General features: G+C 68.0%; 12 protein-coding genes. 7 read left to right on the top strand and 5 right to left on the bottom strand.

From position 1 onward, the window contains the following. Position 1 precedes the first annotated feature (1 nt). Complete coding sequence (gene treZ / locus AB4Z00_RS06600) at positions 2-1,747, top strand: malto-oligosyltrehalose trehalohydrolase (protein WP_442045387.1); 1,746 nt, start codon at positions 2-4, stop codon at positions 1,745-1,747. Continuing rightward, complete coding sequence (gene treY / locus AB4Z00_RS06595) at positions 1,744-3,915, top strand: malto-oligosyltrehalose synthase (RefSeq protein WP_442045386.1); 2,172 nt, start codon at positions 1,744-1,746, stop codon at positions 3,913-3,915. The genes treZ and treY overlap by 4 nt, the downstream gene beginning before the upstream one ends. A gap of 58 nt (positions 3,916-3,973) precedes the next feature. Here treY and AB4Z00_RS06590 read toward each other — a convergent pair whose 3' ends face one another. From AB4Z00_RS06590 to AB4Z00_RS06580, 3 genes are all read right to left on the bottom strand, one after another. Then, positions 3,974-4,825, bottom strand: a complete 852-nt coding sequence (locus AB4Z00_RS06590; protein WP_132267664.1) for an SDR family oxidoreductase — start codon at positions 4,823-4,825, stop codon at positions 3,974-3,976. 143 nt (positions 4,826-4,968) lie between these two features. Further along, the gene (locus tag AB4Z00_RS06585) at positions 4,969-5,709 is read right to left on the bottom strand and encodes an alpha/beta hydrolase family protein (protein ID WP_134093355.1); all 741 of its coding nucleotides are present in this window, start codon (positions 5,707-5,709) and stop codon (positions 4,969-4,971) included. A 52-nt stretch (positions 5,710-5,761) separates the two neighbouring features. Continuing rightward, positions 5,762-6,871 (bottom strand): DUF3182 family protein, encoded by a 1,110-nt coding sequence (locus AB4Z00_RS06580; protein WP_442045385.1) that lies wholly within the window; start codon positions 6,869-6,871, stop codon positions 5,762-5,764. A gap of 215 nt (positions 6,872-7,086) precedes the next feature. On the opposite strand from AB4Z00_RS06580, the gene AB4Z00_RS06575 reads away from it, so the two are divergent. From AB4Z00_RS06575 to AB4Z00_RS06560, 4 genes are read left to right on the top strand one after another with little or no spacing between them, the layout of a single operon-like run. Beyond that, positions 7,087-8,190, top strand: a complete 1,104-nt coding sequence (locus AB4Z00_RS06575; RefSeq protein ID WP_442045384.1) for a fumarylacetoacetate hydrolase family protein — start codon at positions 7,087-7,089, stop codon at positions 8,188-8,190. A gap of 11 nt (positions 8,191-8,201) precedes the next feature. Next, the gene (locus tag AB4Z00_RS06570; RefSeq protein WP_442045383.1) at positions 8,202-8,954 is read left to right on the top strand and encodes an SDR family NAD(P)-dependent oxidoreductase; all 753 of its coding nucleotides are present in this window, start codon (positions 8,202-8,204) and stop codon (positions 8,952-8,954) included. Further along, positions 8,938-9,816, top strand: coding sequence for an SMP-30/gluconolactonase/LRE family protein (locus AB4Z00_RS06565; protein ID WP_442045382.1), 879 nt, complete (start codon positions 8,938-8,940; stop codon positions 9,814-9,816). The genes AB4Z00_RS06570 and AB4Z00_RS06565 overlap by 17 nt, the downstream gene beginning before the upstream one ends. A 51-nt stretch (positions 9,817-9,867) precedes the next feature. Next, positions 9,868-11,331, top strand: a complete 1,464-nt coding sequence (locus AB4Z00_RS06560) for a sugar porter family MFS transporter (RefSeq protein ID WP_279388331.1) — start codon at positions 9,868-9,870, stop codon at positions 11,329-11,331. A gap of 297 nt (positions 11,332-11,628) precedes the next feature. Here AB4Z00_RS06560 and AB4Z00_RS06555 read toward each other — a convergent pair whose 3' ends face one another. Both AB4Z00_RS06555 and AB4Z00_RS06550 read right to left on the bottom strand, forming a co-directional pair. Continuing rightward, the gene (locus AB4Z00_RS06555) at positions 11,629-12,699 is read right to left on the bottom strand and encodes a LacI family DNA-binding transcriptional regulator (protein ID WP_442045381.1); all 1,071 of its coding nucleotides are present in this window, start codon (positions 12,697-12,699) and stop codon (positions 11,629-11,631) included. Between the two features lie 121 nt (positions 12,700-12,820). After that, positions 12,821-14,923 carry an alpha-glucuronidase family glycosyl hydrolase gene (locus AB4Z00_RS06550; protein WP_442045380.1) on the bottom strand — a complete coding sequence of 701 codons (2,103 nt, stop codon included), beginning with the start codon at positions 14,921-14,923 and terminating at the stop codon, positions 12,821-12,823. 245 nt (positions 14,924-15,168) lie between these two features. On the opposite strand from AB4Z00_RS06550, the gene AB4Z00_RS06545 reads away from it, so the two are divergent. Further along, positions 15,169-17,550, top strand: a complete 2,382-nt coding sequence (locus AB4Z00_RS06545) for a glycoside hydrolase family 3 N-terminal domain-containing protein (protein ID WP_442045379.1) — start codon at positions 15,169-15,171, stop codon at positions 17,548-17,550. Positions 17,551-17,558 lie beyond the last annotated feature (8 nt).

The following is a 17,558-nucleotide window of genomic DNA, read 5'->3' as shown; positions in this document are numbered from 1 at the left end:
CATGCCGCTGCCGGCTTCGGCCCGTTTCGCGAAGTCCTGGGGCGCGGAGCCGCTTCACGACGGCCGCTGGTGCTTCAGCCTCTGGGCGCCCGATGCGCAAGGCGTCTCGGTGGCGCTGGCGGCGGGCCTGATCCCGCTGGAGAATGAGGCGGACGGCTGGTGGAGCATAGAGGCCGCCGCGGCGCCGGGCGAAAGCTATCGCTTCCATGTCGACGGCACGGCTTATCCCGACCCGGCGGCGCGGGCGCAGGAAGGCGATGTGCATGGGCCCTCGCTGCTGGTCGATCCGCAGGAATTCGACTGGCAGAACGACTGGGACGGCCTGCCGTGGAGCGAAGCGGCGGTCTACGAACTGCATCTGGGCACGTTCACCGAGGAAGGCACTTTCGCCGCCGCCGCCAAAGCGCTGCCGCGCCTGCGCGATCTGGGCGTGACCCTGGTGGAACTGCTGCCGGTGGCACAGTTCGACGGGCGGCACGGCTGGGGCTACGATGGGGTGCTGCCTTATGCACCGCACAATGCCTATGGATCGCCCGACGATTTCCGGCGCTTCGTGGATGCGGCGCATGGGCTGGGCATGGGCGTGCTGCTGGACGTGGTCTACAACCACCTCGGCCCCTCGGGGAATTACCTGTCAGCCTGGTGCCCCTCGTTCTTCCATGCCGAGCGCAGCTCGCCCTGGGGGCAGGGCATTGCCTATGAGACCCCGGCGGTGCGCGACTATTTCCTGGAGAACGCGCTCTACTGGCTGACCGAATATCGGCTCGACGGGCTGCGGCTCGATGCGGTCCATGCCATCGAGGACCATTCCGACCGGCACGTCCTGGACGAACTGGGAGAGCGGGTGCGCGCCGCGGACTGGGGGCGGCCGATCCACCTCGTTACCGAGGACGAGCGCAACCTGGCGCGCTATTTCGCGCCGGACGCACCTTTCGACGCGACCTGGAACGACGACTGGCACCATGCCGTCCATTGCCTGCTGACCGGCGAGGACGAGGCCTATTACGCGCCTTTCGCGGTCGATCCGCTGGCCGATATCGAGACGGCGCTGCGTGACGGCTATGTCGAACAGGGCCAGCAGCGCCCGGCCGCCAAGGCGCCGCGCGGAGAGCCTTCCGGCGCGCTGCCGCGCACGGCTTTCGTGAACTTCCTGGGCAATCACGACCAGGTCGGCAACCGCGCGCGGGGCGAGCGGCTGCACCAACTGGTGGCGGACCGCACGGCGCTGCGCGTGGCGAGTGCGCTGACCATGCTGGCGCCCTTCGTGCCGATGATCTTCATGGGCGACGAGTTCCTGACCGATGCGCCTTTCCTGTTCTTCGCGGACTTCACCGGCGACCTTGCCGAAGCCGTGCGCAAGGGCCGTGCCGCGGAATTCGCGCAGTTCAAGGCGTTCGGCGGCGAAGTGCCCGACCCGATCTCTCCCGAGACTTTCGCGGCTTCCCGGATCGGCCGTCCGCGGCGCCAGGAGCAGCGGGAGCACGAACGGTTCCTGGGCGAACTGCTCTCCCTGCGCCGCGCTCATGTGATGCCGCTGCTGGCGGCGAACCCGGCGCCCATCGCCGCCGTCCGGCGCGAGGGCGCGGCGATCGAAGCCGTCTGGAACTTCGGCGAGGCACATCTCTCGCTGCGTGCCTGCCTGGGTGATGCACCGTTCACGCCGCACGGCGATCCCCTGCTGGTGCTGACCGGCCCTGACAGCCCCTTCGCCTTTTCCGCCGCTCTTCTTCCGGATCGACATACATGAGCTTCCCGCCCGCATGGATCGCCACCTACCGCCTGCAGCTGCGCGGCGGCGTGGGGTTGGAGCAGGCGCGCGCCCTGCTGCCGTGGCTGGTGGAGCTGGGCGTGAGCCACCTCTACCTCTCGCCGCTGTTCCGGGCGGCCTCGGGCTCTACCCACGGCTACGACGTGATCGATCCCAATGCCGTGGATCCCGTGCTCGGCGGCGAGGCGGCCTTCGTGGCGCTTTGCGACGCCGCGCGCGCGGCGGGCATCGGCGTGGTGCTGGACATCGTACCCAACCACATGGCCTTCACGCCGGAAAACCCCTGGATCGCCGACATCATGCGCCACGGCCGGGGCAGCCAGTTCGCGCGGGTGTTCGACATCGACTGGGACAAGGGCCCGCTGCACTTCCCGGTGCTGGACGGCATGGTCGAGGACGTTCTCGATGCCGGCGAGATCGCCGTGACGGGCACCGTGCAGGACCCGGCGCTGGCGATCTACGGCCAGCCCTATCCCTTGCGCGAGACGCCGCTGGCCCGGCGCCTGGTCGAGGAAGGCGGCCTGGATGCGCCGACCCTGGCGGCCCTGCTCTCGGAGCAGTGGTGGTCGGTGGGAGACTGGCGCGAGACGGCCGAGGCGATCATCCACCGCCGGTTCTTCAACATCACCAGCCTGATCGGCGTGCTTCAGGAGGATGCCGGGGTGTTCAGCCTCACGCACCGCTGGATCACCGAGCAAGTACGCGCCGGGCGCATCCAGGGCCTGCGGGTCGACCATATAGACGGGCTGGCCCGCCCCGGCGGCTATCTGCGCCGCCTGCGCGATGCCGTGGGCAGCGTGCCCGTCTGGGTGGAGAAGATCGTCAAGGAGCACGAGGAAATCCCCGCTGCCTGGCCGATAGAGGGCATGAGCGGCTACGAATTCATGGCGCCGGTGACGCAGCTCCTCACCTCCGCTCCCGGCCTGTCCGCCATGCGCGAGGCGGCCGCGGGCGCCGTGCCGCCCGATACTCTGGCCGAAGTGCGCGCCGTCCGCAGCGAATTGCTGTCCGGCGCGCTCTCGCCCGAACTGCGCCGCGTCACCGAGGCGGCGATGAGCGCCCTTGCCGCGCCGCGCAGCCAGGGCTCCAGGCTGGCCGGGGCCGTGGCGGGCCTGGCGCTCGCCTGGCCGGTCTACCGCTCCTACAGCGCTGACGGCCTGCCGCTCGATCCGGCGCTGGAGGCGCTGCGGGACGATCTGACCGGGCCTCTGCTGGACTTGCTGGGCGCGGCGAACGGCAGCGATGCCGCCCGCAACTTCGCGGCCCGGTTCGAGCAGCTGACCGGCGCGCTCACGGCCAAGTCGGAGGAAGACACGGTGTTCTTCCGCGCCGTATCCTACCTGCCGTTCTGCGAAGTGGGCGGAGAACCGGACCTCGCACCGATCGGCACCGCTACGTTCGCCCGGCGCATGCAGGCCCGTGCCGAACGGACGCCGCTGGCTCTCGATGCCCTTTCCACGCACGACACCAAGCGCTCCGCCGATGCGCGCGCGGCTGTCATCGCCCTGGCCCGATTTCCCGATCTTGCGCGTACCTTCTACGAGGACGCGCGAAGCCGGGCGGCGCAGGCCGGACTGCCGGACGTCTGGGGCATCTATGCGGTGCAGACGGCGCTGGCCATGCGCGGGGTGCCCGATGCCGAGCGCCGCATCACCGATCACATGGCCAAGGCCGTGCGCGAGGCCAAGGACCTCTCCCGTCACGAAGCGCCTGACGAAGACGCCGAAAGCCGCACCGCCGCGCTCTGCACCGCGTTGCTGCGGGATCTGGAGAACCCCGCCTACTGGCCCGAGGCCGCCGAACCCGCCTATCGTGCGGCGCGGGAGGGCGCGATTCTGGCTCAGGCGGCATTCCAGCTGACGGCGCCGGGTATTCCCGACATCTATCAGGGCACCGAGTGGACCGCGGTGGCGCTCACCGATCCCGACAATCGCCGTGCGATAGACTGGGAAGGCGGCGGTGATGGCGGAACCTGGGACGGCCTTTCCGCGCGCAAGCTCGCTCTCACCCGGCAACTGCTGGCAGAGCGCAAGGCCGATCCCGAGCTTTTCGCGCGGGGCAGCTATGCGCTGCGCGAAACCGCGCAAGGTTGGACGGTAACGCGCGCGCTGGAGGACCGGCGGTTCACTTTCGACATCGCGTTCTAGCGGCGCCCGGCAGGGGCGGAAGGAGGGCGGGCCGCATCCGCGCTCCTTCCTGCCGACCTCAACTGCCGACGATGATCCCGCCATTGGGGTGCAGCACCTGCCCGCTCATGTAGCTGGCATCCTCGCAGGCCAGGAACAGGAACGAGGGCGCCACTTCATTGGGCTGGCCGGGGCGGCCCATGGGCGTATCCTCGCCGAAATGCTCGACCTTTTCCGGGCTGGCGCCGCCGCAGGGGTTGAGCGGGGTCCAGATCGGGCCGGGCGCCACGGCGTTGACGCGAATGCCCTCGGCCACGAGGTTTTCTGACAGGGAGCGGGTGAAGGCCGTGATCGCGCCCTTGGTGGCGCTGTAGTCGAGCAGTTCCTTGCTGCCCTTGTACATCGTCACGCTGGTGCAGTTGATGATGCTGGCACCGGGTTCCAGATGCGGCCGGGCGGCCTGGGTCATGAAGAACATGCCGAAGATGTTGGTCTGGAACGTGCGGCGAAGCTGGTCTTCGGAAATGTCGGTGATGTCCTTGTCGGGGTGCTGCTCGCCCGCATTGTTCACCAGGACGTCGATCCGGCCGAAGGTCTCGACCGTCTGGCGGATCGCCAGTTCGCAGGCATCGGGAGAGCCCACGTCGGCACGGATGGTGATGGCGCGGCGGCCCTCCGCCTCGACGATCCGCTTGGTTTCGGCCGCATCGTCGTCCTCCAGCAGGTAGACGATCGCCACGTTCGCGCCCTCGCGCGCAAAGAGCGCGGCCACCGCGCGGCCGATGCCGCTGTCAGCGCCGGTGACGACGGCCACTTTGTCTTTCAGCCGGTCCGAACCGGGATAGCGGGGCTGCCACTCGGGCTTGGGTTCGAGCTGGCTCTCATGGCCGGGCAGGGCGTCTTCATGGATCATTTCCTCGATGTCGGCCATCGGCTCGCTCCTCGTCTTGTCATGTCCCGTCCGTCCTGAGCCAACGTGGCAGGCAGCCTGCGGTTTCAGGGGCAGGGCGGTGTGCGACGTACCGTTCGGCGGGCCGGGCCAGATGCGGCGGCGCTTGATCCATGTTGGTCAGGTCATGTCGGACGCCGCACGCCGCGCACCATTTCCTCGATCCAGGCGATCAGCAGGTTGTTGTAGCCCTTGCGCTGGCTCTCGTCCTTCAGCGCATGGTCTGCGCCCTTTAGCACGCGGTAGCTCAGCGAGCGGCTGTTGCGGAACGCCGCCATGTAGGAGCTGATCGCCGGGTGCGGGACGTAGTCGTCGAATTCCGATTCCACGATCAGCACGTCGCCGGCGAAGCGCTCGCAGGCGGCGAGGGCGCGGTCCTGATGGCCGGTGCGGAAATGGCTGCGGTAACGGTCGATCTCGGCGCGGTCGAGCAGGGCCTTGGGCACGTCCCAGTGGCTGTCCGGGTAGAGCGCGGGCACCCGCAGCGCCAGCCAGGACACCGGCCGCTCGGCGGTGAGCAGGGTGGCGAGGTAGCCGCCATAGCTGGTGCCGACCACGGCGATGGCGGACGCGTCGATCCCCTCCTGCCGGGCCAGGAAATCGTAGGCGGCCAGCACGTCGGCCAGGCCGTCCGAACGGGTGACGCTGTCCCGCTGGTCGTCGTGGCGGGCATGGCCGCGCAAGTCGAAGGTGAAGCAGATGCAGCCGAGCTGGGCGATCTCCTCGGCGCGGACCAGATCCTGCTCCTGGCAGCCGCCCCAGCCGTGGATGAACAGCACCCCGGGGGTGAGCTTGGCCGGGGTGAGGACCGTGCCGTCGATGGTTTCGTCGGCGACGGTCAGGGTGACGGGACGGGCGGATTTCATGCGTTCACCATTCGTTGGGCACCCCCTCGTTGGGTAGGGCCGTTCAGCGGGATCAGTCGAGGATTTCGGCGTATTTGGTCAGCGGACCGGCCACCGGGTCCACGCCGCTATAGTATACCGCCGCGCCGGGCGGGGCGGCGTCGACCGCTCCGTAGATCTCGACGGTGGCACACGTCACCCCGGCGCGTTCGGGATGGGCCTGCAGATATTCGAAAGCGGCGATTTCCGCGCCGGTCGCGCCGCCGATCCGCCAGCTTTGCTCCAGCACGCCGATGCGGGTGGTGCCGTCGGCGGCCCGCCCTTCGGCGACGTCGTAATTGCGGCGCGAGGCGAAGAGGCCGGGATAGGCCGCGAACACGGCCTCGTCGTAGGCATGGGCCTTGGCCACGGCCTCGGCCCGGTCGTGGCGGAGAAGTTCGCGGCCCAGTTCCGCGAACCCGCCCCGCACCACATGGAGCTGCGATCCGCCATAGGCGACGTCCCCGGTATTGTTGCGTGTCAGCCGCTGCATGCCCCAATAGGCGAGCGAGCCACCGGGCAGCGCCACCACGCCGACGCTGAAGGTCTCGACTTCGGCCAGGTTCTCCTCGATCACCAGTCCGTCGCTTTCCAGCCGCGCCGGATCGATTTCCGCCAGTGCCGCGTCCAGTTCCGCCGGGGTGGACACGACCGTCTGGCCCTGCCCGCTGGTGGCCTCCACTTCCTTGAGCCGCACCGCGCCCTCTGGCAGCATCAGGCGCCCGGCGCGGCGGGCATCTTCAACGGCGAAGGCGGTATAGCCGCGCAGCACCGCGCCTCCCAGGCTGGCCGCGAGCGCCGCGCACCAGCCTTCCGGCGCGCGGGCATCGGGAGAGACCAGCCCATGACTGATCGCCTTGGTGGCCACGAAGCGGGCGGGCACGGCGCCGCCGAAGAACTGCGAGTCGCGAGTAATGCCCAAGGCGTGCGCCTCTGGCACCAGCAGGGTGTCGCGCGGCACGAAGAAGCGCTCGCCGCTGCCGCGCAGCGTCATCCAGCCGGGCTGGTCCGAGAGATCGGCCTCGGCAATGGCGGCGATGCGCCGCGCCGCCTCCAGCCATGTCGCCTGATCGTGCTCGTTGGCGAAAGGTTCGTCGGGCGGCGGCGTGGCCAGGATCCCGGCTCCAGAGCGAATTTCCGTCACGTCGCACCATCCTCGCATCAGCGTTCCAGAACGGTTGAACGCCCGAGCCCGGCCCGAGGATGCAGCCTGCCCCCGCACCGCCGGGCCCAGGGCGGCTTCGGCGCACCCGGCCCCGCGCGCAATCGGTCTTGACAACGCCTGCCGATCTGCCAATTGGTAGCGCTATCACTGTAAGAAACATGGGAGGGGGAAATCGTGACGAATCCCGATACTGCATGTCGTTGATGCCTGCCGACTGGACTGCCGGTACCTTCCTGGGCCGTGCCGATTTCGGCGAAGGGCCGAGCCCGATCCTCGTCGTTCGCGGCGAACTGATCGACATGTCCGCCGTGGCCCCCACCGTATCGGCGCTGGTCGAGGCCGGCGATTTCTCCGGTCAGGGCGGCAAGAACCTCGGCGCGTTCGACGCAGAGGCGGTGAACCTGCTCTCCCCGGTCGACCTCCAGTGCGTGAAGGCCTGCGGCGTCACTTTCGCCACTTCCGCCATCGAGCGCGTGATCGAAGAACGCGCGCGCGGTGACTGGAGCGCTGCCGCCGCCATTCGCGAGCGTCTGGAATCGCGCATCGGCGGCCAGATCCGCTCGGTCGTGCCCGGTTCGGAAAGCGCCGCGCAATTGAAGGCCGCGCTGATCGAGGACGGCCTCTGGTCGCAGTACCTCGAAGTCGCCATCGGTCCCGATGCCGAAGTCTTCACCAAGTCGCCGGTGCTCTCCACCATGGGCGTCGGCGCCGAGATCGGCGTGCGTTCGGACTCCAGCTGGAACAACCCCGAGCCCGAGATCGCCCTGCTGGTCGGCAGCGACGGCCAGGCCGTGGGCGCCACGCTGGGCAACGACGTCAACTTGCGCGATTTCGAGGGCCGCTCGGCCCTGCTGCTGGGCAAGGCCAAGGACAACAACGCCTCCTGCTCGCTCGGCCCGCTCGTCCGCATTTTCGACGAGAGCTTCACCATCGATGACGTGCGCGTCGCCGAAGTGCGCCTCTCGATCACCGGCGAGGACCAGTTCGTGCTGCGCGGCACCAGCAACATGGCGGAAATCAGCCGCGATCCGCTGGACCTCGTGCGCCAGACCCTGAGCGAACACCAGTACCCGGACGGCTTCGTGCTGTTCCTCGGCACGCTCTTCGCGCCCGTGCAGGACCGCGACGAGGAAGGCCGCGGCTTCACCCACAAGGTCGGCGACGTCGTCACCATCGAGAGCGACAAGCTGGGCCAGCTCCAGAACCGCGTCGTCACCTCGCGCGATGCCGCGCCCTGGCGCAGCGGCATTGCGGCGCTCTACGCCAACCTGCTCGCGCGCGGGCTTCTCAAGGCTTGAAGATCACATCCATGACCAACCATTCCGCCATCTATCCCAGCCTCAAGGGCAAGCGCGTGGTCATCACGGGCGGCGGCACCGGCATCGGTGCGGGCCTTGTCGAGGCTTTCGTGGCCCAGGGCGCGCAGGTCGCCTTCGTGGACATCAACGCGGCGGCCGGCGAGGCGCTCTCCGCCTCGCTGCCGGGCACGCATTTCCGCACTTGTGACTTGCGCGACCTTGAAGCGACCGCCGCCACCCTGGCCGAGCTTTCGGGCCTGCTGGGCGGCGTGGACGTGCTGCTCAACAATGCCGCCAACGACGATCGCCACACGATCGACGATGTGACGCCCGCCTATTGGGACGAGCGCATGGCCACCAATCTGCGCCACCAGTTCTTCGCGGCGCAGGCGGTGGTTCCGGGCATGAAGGCGCAAGGCGGCGGCGTGATCCTGAACTTCGGTTCGATCAGCTGGCACCTCGGTCTGCCCGACCTGGTGCTTTACCAGACCGCCAAGGCGGCCGTGGAAGGCATGACCCGCGCCATGGCGCGCGATCTGGGCGCGGACAATATCCGCGTCAACACGATCGTGCCGGGCAATGTCGATACCCCGCGCCAGAAGCAGTGGTACACGCCCGAGGGCGAGGCCGAGATCATGGCCGCGCAGTGCCTGAAGGCGCGCATCCAGCCTGCCGACGTCGCCGCGCTCTGCCTGTTCCTGGCCTCGGACGACGGCGCCATGTGCACCGGGCACGACTACTTCGTCGATGCCGGGTGGCGCTGACGTGACGCCGGAATCCGTCCTCTCCATCGGCGCCACGCTGGGCGAGGGGCCGGTCTGGACCGGCGACCGCCTGTGGTTCGTCGATATCAAGGAACACCGGCTCTACCGGCACGATCCCGCCACCGGCATGCTCGACATGTGGCATGCGCCCGACCAGATCGGCTGGGCGCTGCCGACGGAGCGGGGCGACATGATCGCCGGGGTCAAGACCGGGCTGCACCGTTTCAGCCCGGACACCGGCGCCTTCACGCTGCTCCACGATCCCGAGCCGAGCCGCCCGGACAACCGGCTCAACGATGCCGCCACCGATCCGGCCGGGCGCATCTGGCTGGGGTCGATGCATGACGCGGAGACCGAGGATTCGGGCGCGCTCTACCGGCTCGACCGGGGGCACTGCGTCCATGCCGGCCTGCCCGAGGTGGTCATCACCAACGGCCCTGCGATCAGTGCGGACGGGCGCACGCTCTGGCACACCGATACGCTGGGCAAGACGATCTGGCGCGTCGCCGTCAATGAAGACGGCGCGCTTGGCCAGGCCGAACCGTTCGTCACCATCGAGGACGGCGCAGGCTGGCCCGACGGCTGCGTGATCGATGCCGAGGGCTGCCTCTGGACCGGCCTGTTCGGCGGGTGGGGCGTGCGGCGCTACGACCCCGCGGGCAAGCTGATGGCCACCGTGAAATTCCCGGTCGCCAACATCACCAAGATCGCGTTCGGAGGCCCGGACCTGCGCACTGCCTATGCCACCACGGCACGCAAGGGCCTGTCCCCCGCCGAACTGGAACAACAGCCGTTTGCAGGCAACGTTTTTGCCTTCGATCCGGGCGTTTCCGGCTTGCCGGTTTGCCCCGCCAACAGCTAAGTCCCGCCAACAGCAAAGTCCCGGCAACATTTTTCGGGCGCCAAAAATAACATCGCGCATCACGATGAAGGGGAAAGAGGAATGACTGCGGCGCAGACTGGGCCAGCGATTGGTTCGGAAAGCCGGATCAACATGGCGTTCATCATCGCTATCGTGGCCGTCGCCACGATCGGCGGTTTCATGTTCGGCTACGATTCCGGCGTTATCAACGGCACCCAGAAGGGGCTTGAAGCCGCCTTCGACCTTGGCAAGCTGGGCATCGGCTTCAATGTCGGCGCGATCCTCGTCGGTTCGTCGATCGGTGCTTTCGCCGCCGGCCGCATGGCCGACATCATCGGCCGCCGCGGCGTGATGATGCTCGCCGCCGTACTGTTCTTCATCAGCGCCCTGGTGGCCGGCGCGGCCGGTTCCTCGGTCATCTTCATCCTCGCGCGCATCGTCGGCGGCCTCGGCGTCGGCGCGGCCAGCGTCATTTCGCCGGTCTATATCTCGGAAGTGACGCCCGCCGCCATTCGCGGCCGTCTGTCGAGCGTGCAGCAGGTGATGATCATCTCCGGTCTCACCGGCGCCTTCGTCGCAAACTTCGCGCTCGCGCGCTATGCGGGCGGTTCCACGGAATCGCTCTGGCTCGACCTTCCGGCCTGGCGCTGGATGTTCTGGCTGCAGTCGATCCCCGCCGCGATCTACTTCTTCGCGCTGCTCATCATCCCCGAGAGCCCGCGCTATCTGGTGGTCAAGGGCCAGGAGCCCCGCGCCCATGCCGTGCTGACCAAGCTGTTCGGCACGGCCGAGGCGGACCGCAAGGTTGCCGAGATTCGCGCCAGCCTGGCCGCGGACCACCATAAGCCCAAGCTCTCCGACCTGATCGACAAGGCCAGCGGCCGCGTGCGCCCCATCGTCTGGGCGGGCATCGGCCTGGCCGTGTTCCAGCAGCTCGTCGGCATCAACGTGGTGTTCTACTATGGCGCCACGCTTTGGGAGGCGGTCGGCTTCTCGGAAGACTATGCGCTCCAGACCAACATCCTTTCCGGCGTGCTCTCGATCGGCGCCTGCCTCGCCACGATCGCGCTGGTGGACCGCATCGGCCGCAAGCCGCTGCTGCTGATCGGCTCGGCCGGCATGGCGGTGACACTCGCCACCGTGGCCTATGCCTTCTCCACCGCCGTCACCGGCGCGGACGGCGCGGTCTCGCTGCCCGGCAACAACGGCGTGATCGCGCTGGTCGCCGCCAACCTCTACGTGATCTTCTTCAATATGAGCTGGGGCCCGATCATGTGGGTCATGCTGGGCGAAATGTTCCCCAACCAGATCCGCGGCTCCGGCCTGGCGGTGGCGGGCTTCGCGCAGTGGATCGCCAATGCCGCCGTCTCGGTGAGCTTCCCGGCGCTGGCCGTTAGCCCGGGCCTGGCCGTAACCTACACCGGCTATGCCTTCTTCGCGGCCGTGTCGTTCTTCTTCGTCCGCGCCATGGTCAACGAGACCAAGGGCCGCGAACTGGAAGAAATGGAAGGCTGACGGATCGGGGGCAGGGGCTGGATAGCCCTTGCCCCCCGCCCGTCCTCACGGGCTTATGGCTGAGGCGCTCACGGGCTCACGCGGCGGCCTCTACCGCTTCACTTCACCGCGTCACCTCACCTCCCCCCAAACTTCGTCATTGCGAGCGTAGCGAAGCAATCCAGGGCGGCTCTGCGCGACTCTGGATTGCTTCGCTACGCTCGCAATGACGAAGGGGAGGGGTGAAGACAAAGGGACGTTTCGACGCGTCGCGAGGCACGCCGGCAAGGCGCGCCGGGCAAGGCACGCCAGGCGGGCTCAGGCGCCAGGGCTGGCGTCGGAATCCCGGCGGATCAGCTTGAACTCCGCGACGACATGGGGATGCTCCACGGTGGGTGTGCCCGCGCTGCGCGCGCGGATTTCGCCGATCAGCAGCCGCACGGCGCGGCGTGCCATCTCGGTGGTCGGCTGGCGGATCGTGGTCAGTTCGGGCCAGACCGAGACGGCCAGCGCGGTATCGTCGTAGCCGCAGACGGTGAGCTGGCGCGGCACGTCCAGCCCGCGGCGATGGGCCACGGTGATGGCGGCGGCGGCCATGTCGTCGTTGGAGGCGAAGATCGCGGTGGGCGGACTGTCGAGGTCCAGCAACCGCCCTGCCGCTTCCAGCCCCGAGCGATAGGTGAAGTAGCCCTGCGCTACCAGCGCGGGATCGAAGGGCAGGTTGAGCGCGGAAAGCGCCTCGCGGTAGCCGTCGAGGCGCTCGGCGCTGGCGGTCTGGTTCGGGTGGCCGGTGACGAAGCCGATCCGGCGATGCCCCAGCGCGGCCAGGTGATGCGTCATCGTGAAGGCCGCCTCGCGGTCGTCGATGCTGACCGAGAGCGCCCATTCCGGCGCCCGGCCCGTGGCGACTGCCACCACCGGCACGTCGGCATCCTTGAGCGCTTCCAGCACGGCCGGGGAATCGCTGAGCGGCGGCGGCAGGATCACGCCGTCGATGCGGGTGCGCAGCAATTGCGCCACGGCCTTCGCCTCACCGCCGCCCTCGCCGCCGTCCTCGTTGCAGGGCTTGACCAGAAGCTGGGCATGGGCGGCGCTGGTTTCCTCCAGGGCGCCGACCAGGAATTCGCTGAGATAGGCGAAGCTGGGGTTGGAATGGAGCAGGCCGATCCGCAAGTCCTCGCCCCCCGCCAGCGCGCGCGCGGCGGTGCTGGGGGCATAGTTCAGCTCCGCGATGGCGGCCTCCACCTTGCGGCGGGTTTCCTCGCGGACGTTGGCGCCCTTGTTGATCACGCGGCTGACCGTCATCGGCGAGACGCCGGCCAGTCGCGCGACGTCGTCGATCTTGGCGCTGGTGCGCTGCTTGCGCGGACCTCGGGTGGTGCTGCTCATCTGGTTCCCTGGCGGAGCCCCGGCGCTCACGAAGAGCGCCGGGGAATGTTCGCTAACACCACAAGTTACGTTGGTAGCGCAACCATCGAGCGTAAAATCGATGCCTTGTCCAGCATCCGGCTCAGTGAGGATGCCCGGGGGCGAGCGGGAAGTCCTGCGCCTCGTACCAGGCCAGGTCGTGCTCGGGCGCCGGGGATCCGGCCGGCAGGGGCAGTCCGTTGATCGACATCCAGTAGGCCAGGCTGGCATCGCGCCACCACTTGGCCTCGTTGTGCTGGATCTTGAGGTAGCTGGCGGTCTTCTGCCAGCGCTCGGCATCGACCTGGCCCTTCACGCCCTGCCAGTCCGCTTCCATCTGCGCGACGGTGGCCACGCCGCGATCGTAGTGCGCCACCATCTCGTTCCACAGCGTGCGGCCGGACTTCATCTTCCAGTCCCACGGCAAGTGGTGGAACCACAGCAGTTCGCTTTCCGGCGTCGTGCGCGGATCGGCCAGCAGCTTCGCCACGGCCGGCTCGTACTGCGCAACCGCGTTGCTGCCGGTCTTCGTGCGATCAAAGCCGATGCCGTCCTTGTCGGCCTTGTGGTAGTAGACCGGGTTCCATTCGGGCCGGGCGAGGTTGTTGATCCACGGGCCGGGGCCGTAGTGGTGGCCGGTGCCCATGACGTGCGCGAGCCCGAGCGGGCCGGTATAGTCGACCACCGCCTCGCGCGAGGCCATCATCATCTTCACCGCCGTATCGACCACGCGCGGATCGTTGCCGAAGGTCTGCTGTGCCCATTCGCGGGCGATCGTGTCCGCCGAAAGCGTCGGATCCCAGGCGAGGCGGCCGAAGGCGTACCAGTTGGCCTGGTTGAAAGTGGAGCCCGACCAGTCCCGGTCGCGTCCGACATTGGCGACGCCGGCAATGCCGCTCAATGTGTGGCCATAGAGCGAACCGTCGACCACTTTGGCCACGGTCGACCCCTTGCCCCTGGCGCGGGTGTCGGCCTCCAGCACTTCCTCGAACAAGGGGCCGAGGTAGGCGAGGTGGGTGGCGAAGCCGAGGTATTCCTTGGTGATCTGGAGTTCCAGCATCATCGGCGTCTTCGGCATGGCGCCGAACAGCGGATGGAACGGCTCGCGCGGCTGGAAGTCGATGGCGCCGTTCTTCACCTGCACCAGCACGTTGTCCGCGAACTTGCCGTCGAGCGGCTTGAACTCGGTATAGGCCTGCTTGGCGCGGTCGTCCGGGTCGGTTTCGGCATAGACGAAGGCGCGCCACATGACGATGCCGTTATGCGGTGCGACGGCGGCGGCCAGCATGTTGGCGCCTTCGGCATGGCTGCGGTGATAGTCGCGCGGGCCGGGTTGGCCTTCGCTGTTGGCCTTGACCAGGAAACCGCCGAAATCGGGGATCGCGGCATAGATCTCGTCGGTCTTGTCCTTCCACCAGGCCTGGACTTCGGGGTCGAGCGGGTCGGCGCTCTTGAGATGGCCGATCTCGATCGGCGCGGAGAAGCGGGCCGAGAGGTAGACCTTGATGCCCCAGGGCCGGAACACCTCGGCCAGCGCGGCGGCCTTGGCGATATAAGGCGCGGTCAGGCTTTCGGGCTTGGCGTTGACGTTGTTGAGGACCACGCCGTTGATGCCGAGCGCCGCGTTGGCGCGGGCATAGTCGGTGTAGCGGGGATCCTTGAAGTCCGGCAGGGTCCACCAGTCCCACAGCGACTGGCCCGCGTAGCCGCGCTCCACCGAACCGTCGAGATTGTCCCAGTGATTGAGCACGCGCAGCCCGATCTTCGGGGCGGACTGGAGGTCGATCGCGGCCAGATCGGCGCCGGTCTTCTGCGCGCGGATCAGCGCGAAGGCGCCGTAGAGCACGGCGCGGTCGGTCCTGCCGGTGACGACCAGCGACTTGCGGCCATCCAGCGTGGCGGCGCGCACCAGATAGCCTTCCTCGCCCAGGGCCGCCGTGGGCAGGCGCAGAGCGGAAAGGGCGGGATCGTCGGCCCTGGCCAGGACCACGGGAAGCGGCGCGGCGGTCAGGTCGCGGCGCAGTTCGCCGGCGGCGCGGTCCAGCGTTTCGGACTGGCCGATCACGCGGATTTCGCTCGCTTGCAGTGCCGGATTGGCCGCAGGGGCCAGCCAGAGGTCATAGCCATCGTTTGCAAAGGCAGGCGTGTCAGCGAAGCCCAGCGCCGCAAGGCATACGCCAATCGTCAGAAGCCGCTTCTTCATCATCCTCCCCTGTGTCCCAAAATCATGGCCCTGTGGCCGGATTAATTAGCGCCGCGATGCCATTGACAAGCTCGTTCATTGTCGCGCATGATACCGCTAACACACAAAGTTCAGGGCAGGCAACAGTGTTTGCCGTCCGATTGGGAAATGAACCCAACGCGGTTCAAGGGGATGCAGGGGAGAAATATGATTTTTCCGGTTTGTCTGACGCATGCGCAAACGCGCCGTTTGCGCGTGGTGGCGCTATCATGATCGCTGCCCAGGTGAAACGCCGCGAACTGCTGCGCTGGGGCGCGGGTGCCTCGATGCTGGCCTTCCTGCCGGTTGCCGCGCGCGCCGCGACCCCGCTCTACAAGGATCCCAAGGTCCCGGTGGACCTTCGCGTCAAGGACCTGATGGCCCGCATGACGCTGGACGAGAAGGTGGCCCAGCTCGTCACCCTCTCCACCCGCAAGCGCGAGATCATGGACGAATCGCGCGCTTTCGATCCGGCGCTGGCCAGCAAGAACCATCCCGAGGGTATCGGCCAGATCGCGCGCCCGTCCGACCGGGGCGGCGCGGCCACGGCCAACAATACCGGCACCGACGTCACCGGCCGCTGGCGCAAGCCCGCCGATACCATCGCTTTCGTCAATGCCACCCAGAAGTGGGCGCGCGAGCAGACCCGCCTTGGCATCCCCGTGCTGTTCCATGAGGAATCGCTTCACGGCTACATGGCGCCCGAGGCCACCAGCTTCCCGCAGGCCATCGCCATGGCCGGCAGCTTCGACCCTGAACTGGTGGAGCGCGTGCAGTCGGTGATCGGCCGCGAAGTGCGCGCGCACGGCTCCACCCTGGCGCTTTCGCCGGTGGTGGACATCGCCCGCGACCCGCGCTGGGGCCGTATCGAGGAAACCTTCGGGGAAGACCCCTATCTCTGCGGAGAAATGGGCGTCGCCGCCGTGCGCGGCCTGCAGGGCGAAGGCAAGGAACTGGCCGAGGGCAAAGTCTTCGCCACGCTCAAGCACATGACCGGCCACGGCCAGCCCGAGGCGGGCAACAACGTCGCCCCGGCCCCGCTCGGCAAGCGCGAGCTTTACGACAGCTTCTTCCCGCCGTTCCGCGAAGTGGTCCGCCGCACCGGCATCGCCGCGGTCATGCCTTCCTACAATGAGATCGACGGCATCCCCAGCCACGCCAACCGCTGGCTGCTGAACGACGTGCTGCGCGGCGAATGGGGCTTCGACGGCGCCATCGTCAGCGACTATGCCGCGATCGGCGAATTGGCGAGCTTCCACCACCTTGCCGCCGATATCCAGGGCGCGGCGCGCCTTGCCCTCCACGCGGGTGTCGATTGCGACCTGCCCGACGGCGAGGCCTATCGCACCCTGGCCGATCAGGTCCGCAAGGGGCTGGTGCCGCTTGCCACCGTCGATACCGCCTGCCGCCACATGCTGACGCTGAAGTTCCGCGCCGGCATGTTCGAGGCCGGGCCGGTCGATCCCAAGGCTTCCGCAAAGCTCACCGCCAATGCCGAAGCCCGCGCGCTGGCGCTGGAAGCGGCGCGCAAGTCGATCTGCCTGCTCAAGAATACCGGCGTCCTGCCGCTTGCGGCAGGCGCGCAGAAGCGCATCGCCGTGATCGGGCCGAACGCCAATGTCACCCGCCTGGGCGGCTATTCGTCCGAGCCGCGTTCCAGCGTGAACCTCGTCGAAGGCATCAAGGCGCGCGTTGCTGGCAAGGCCGAAGTGGTCTTCGTGCAGGGCGTGTTCATCACGAAAAGCGAGGACCGCTCGGCCAACGAAGTGCTGCTGGCTGACCCCGCCAAGAACCGCGCCCTGATTGCCGAGGCGGCCGAAGTCGCGAAAGCCAGCGACGTGATCGTGCTGGCCATCGGCGATACCGAGCAGACCAGCCGCGAGGGCTATGCCAAGAATCACCTTGGCGACCGCACCGACCTCGACCTCGTGGGCGAGCAGAACGAACTGTTCCGCGCCCTCAAGGCGACCGGCAAGCCGGTGATCGTCGTCGCGCTCAACGGCCGCCCGCCTTCATGGCCGACCGTGGCGGAGCAGGCCGATGCGATCCTCGAATGCTGGTATCTCGGCCAGGAAGGCGGCACCGCCATGGCCGAGGCGCTGTTCGGAGACGTCAATCCCGGTGCCAAGCTGCCGGTCACCGTGGTCAAGGACGTGGGGCAGGTGCCCTTCTTCTACAACCACAAGCCCTCGGCCAAGCGCGGCTATCTCTTCACCGAGACGGCGCCGCTCTATCCGTTCGGCTTCGGCCTGAGCTACACCACGTTCACCGTGGGCGCGCCCAGCCTTTCGGCGCCGCGTATCGGCCTTTCCGGCAATGTCACCGTCTTTGTCGACGTGACCAATACCGGCCAGCGCGCCGGCGATGAAGTGGTGCAGCTCTATGTCCACGATCAGGCCGCGAGTGTAACCCGCCCGGTCATGGAACTGCGCGGTTTCCGCCGTGTCACGCTGAAGCCCGGCGAGACGCGCAGGATCGAATTCACGCTCGGCCCTGACGATTTCAGCCTCTGGAACGAGGATATGCGCGAAGTCGTCGAACCCGGCCTGTTCGATATCCTGGTCGGCGCCAGCAGCGCCGATCTCAAGACCACCACTCTCGAAATCGCCTGAGGATCCTC

Source organism: Novosphingobium sp. YAF33 (assembly GCF_052113265.1).
GTDB lineage: Bacteria > Pseudomonadota > Alphaproteobacteria > Sphingomonadales > Sphingomonadaceae > Novosphingobium.
This window is presented reverse-complemented; position numbering and strand designations above follow the sequence as displayed.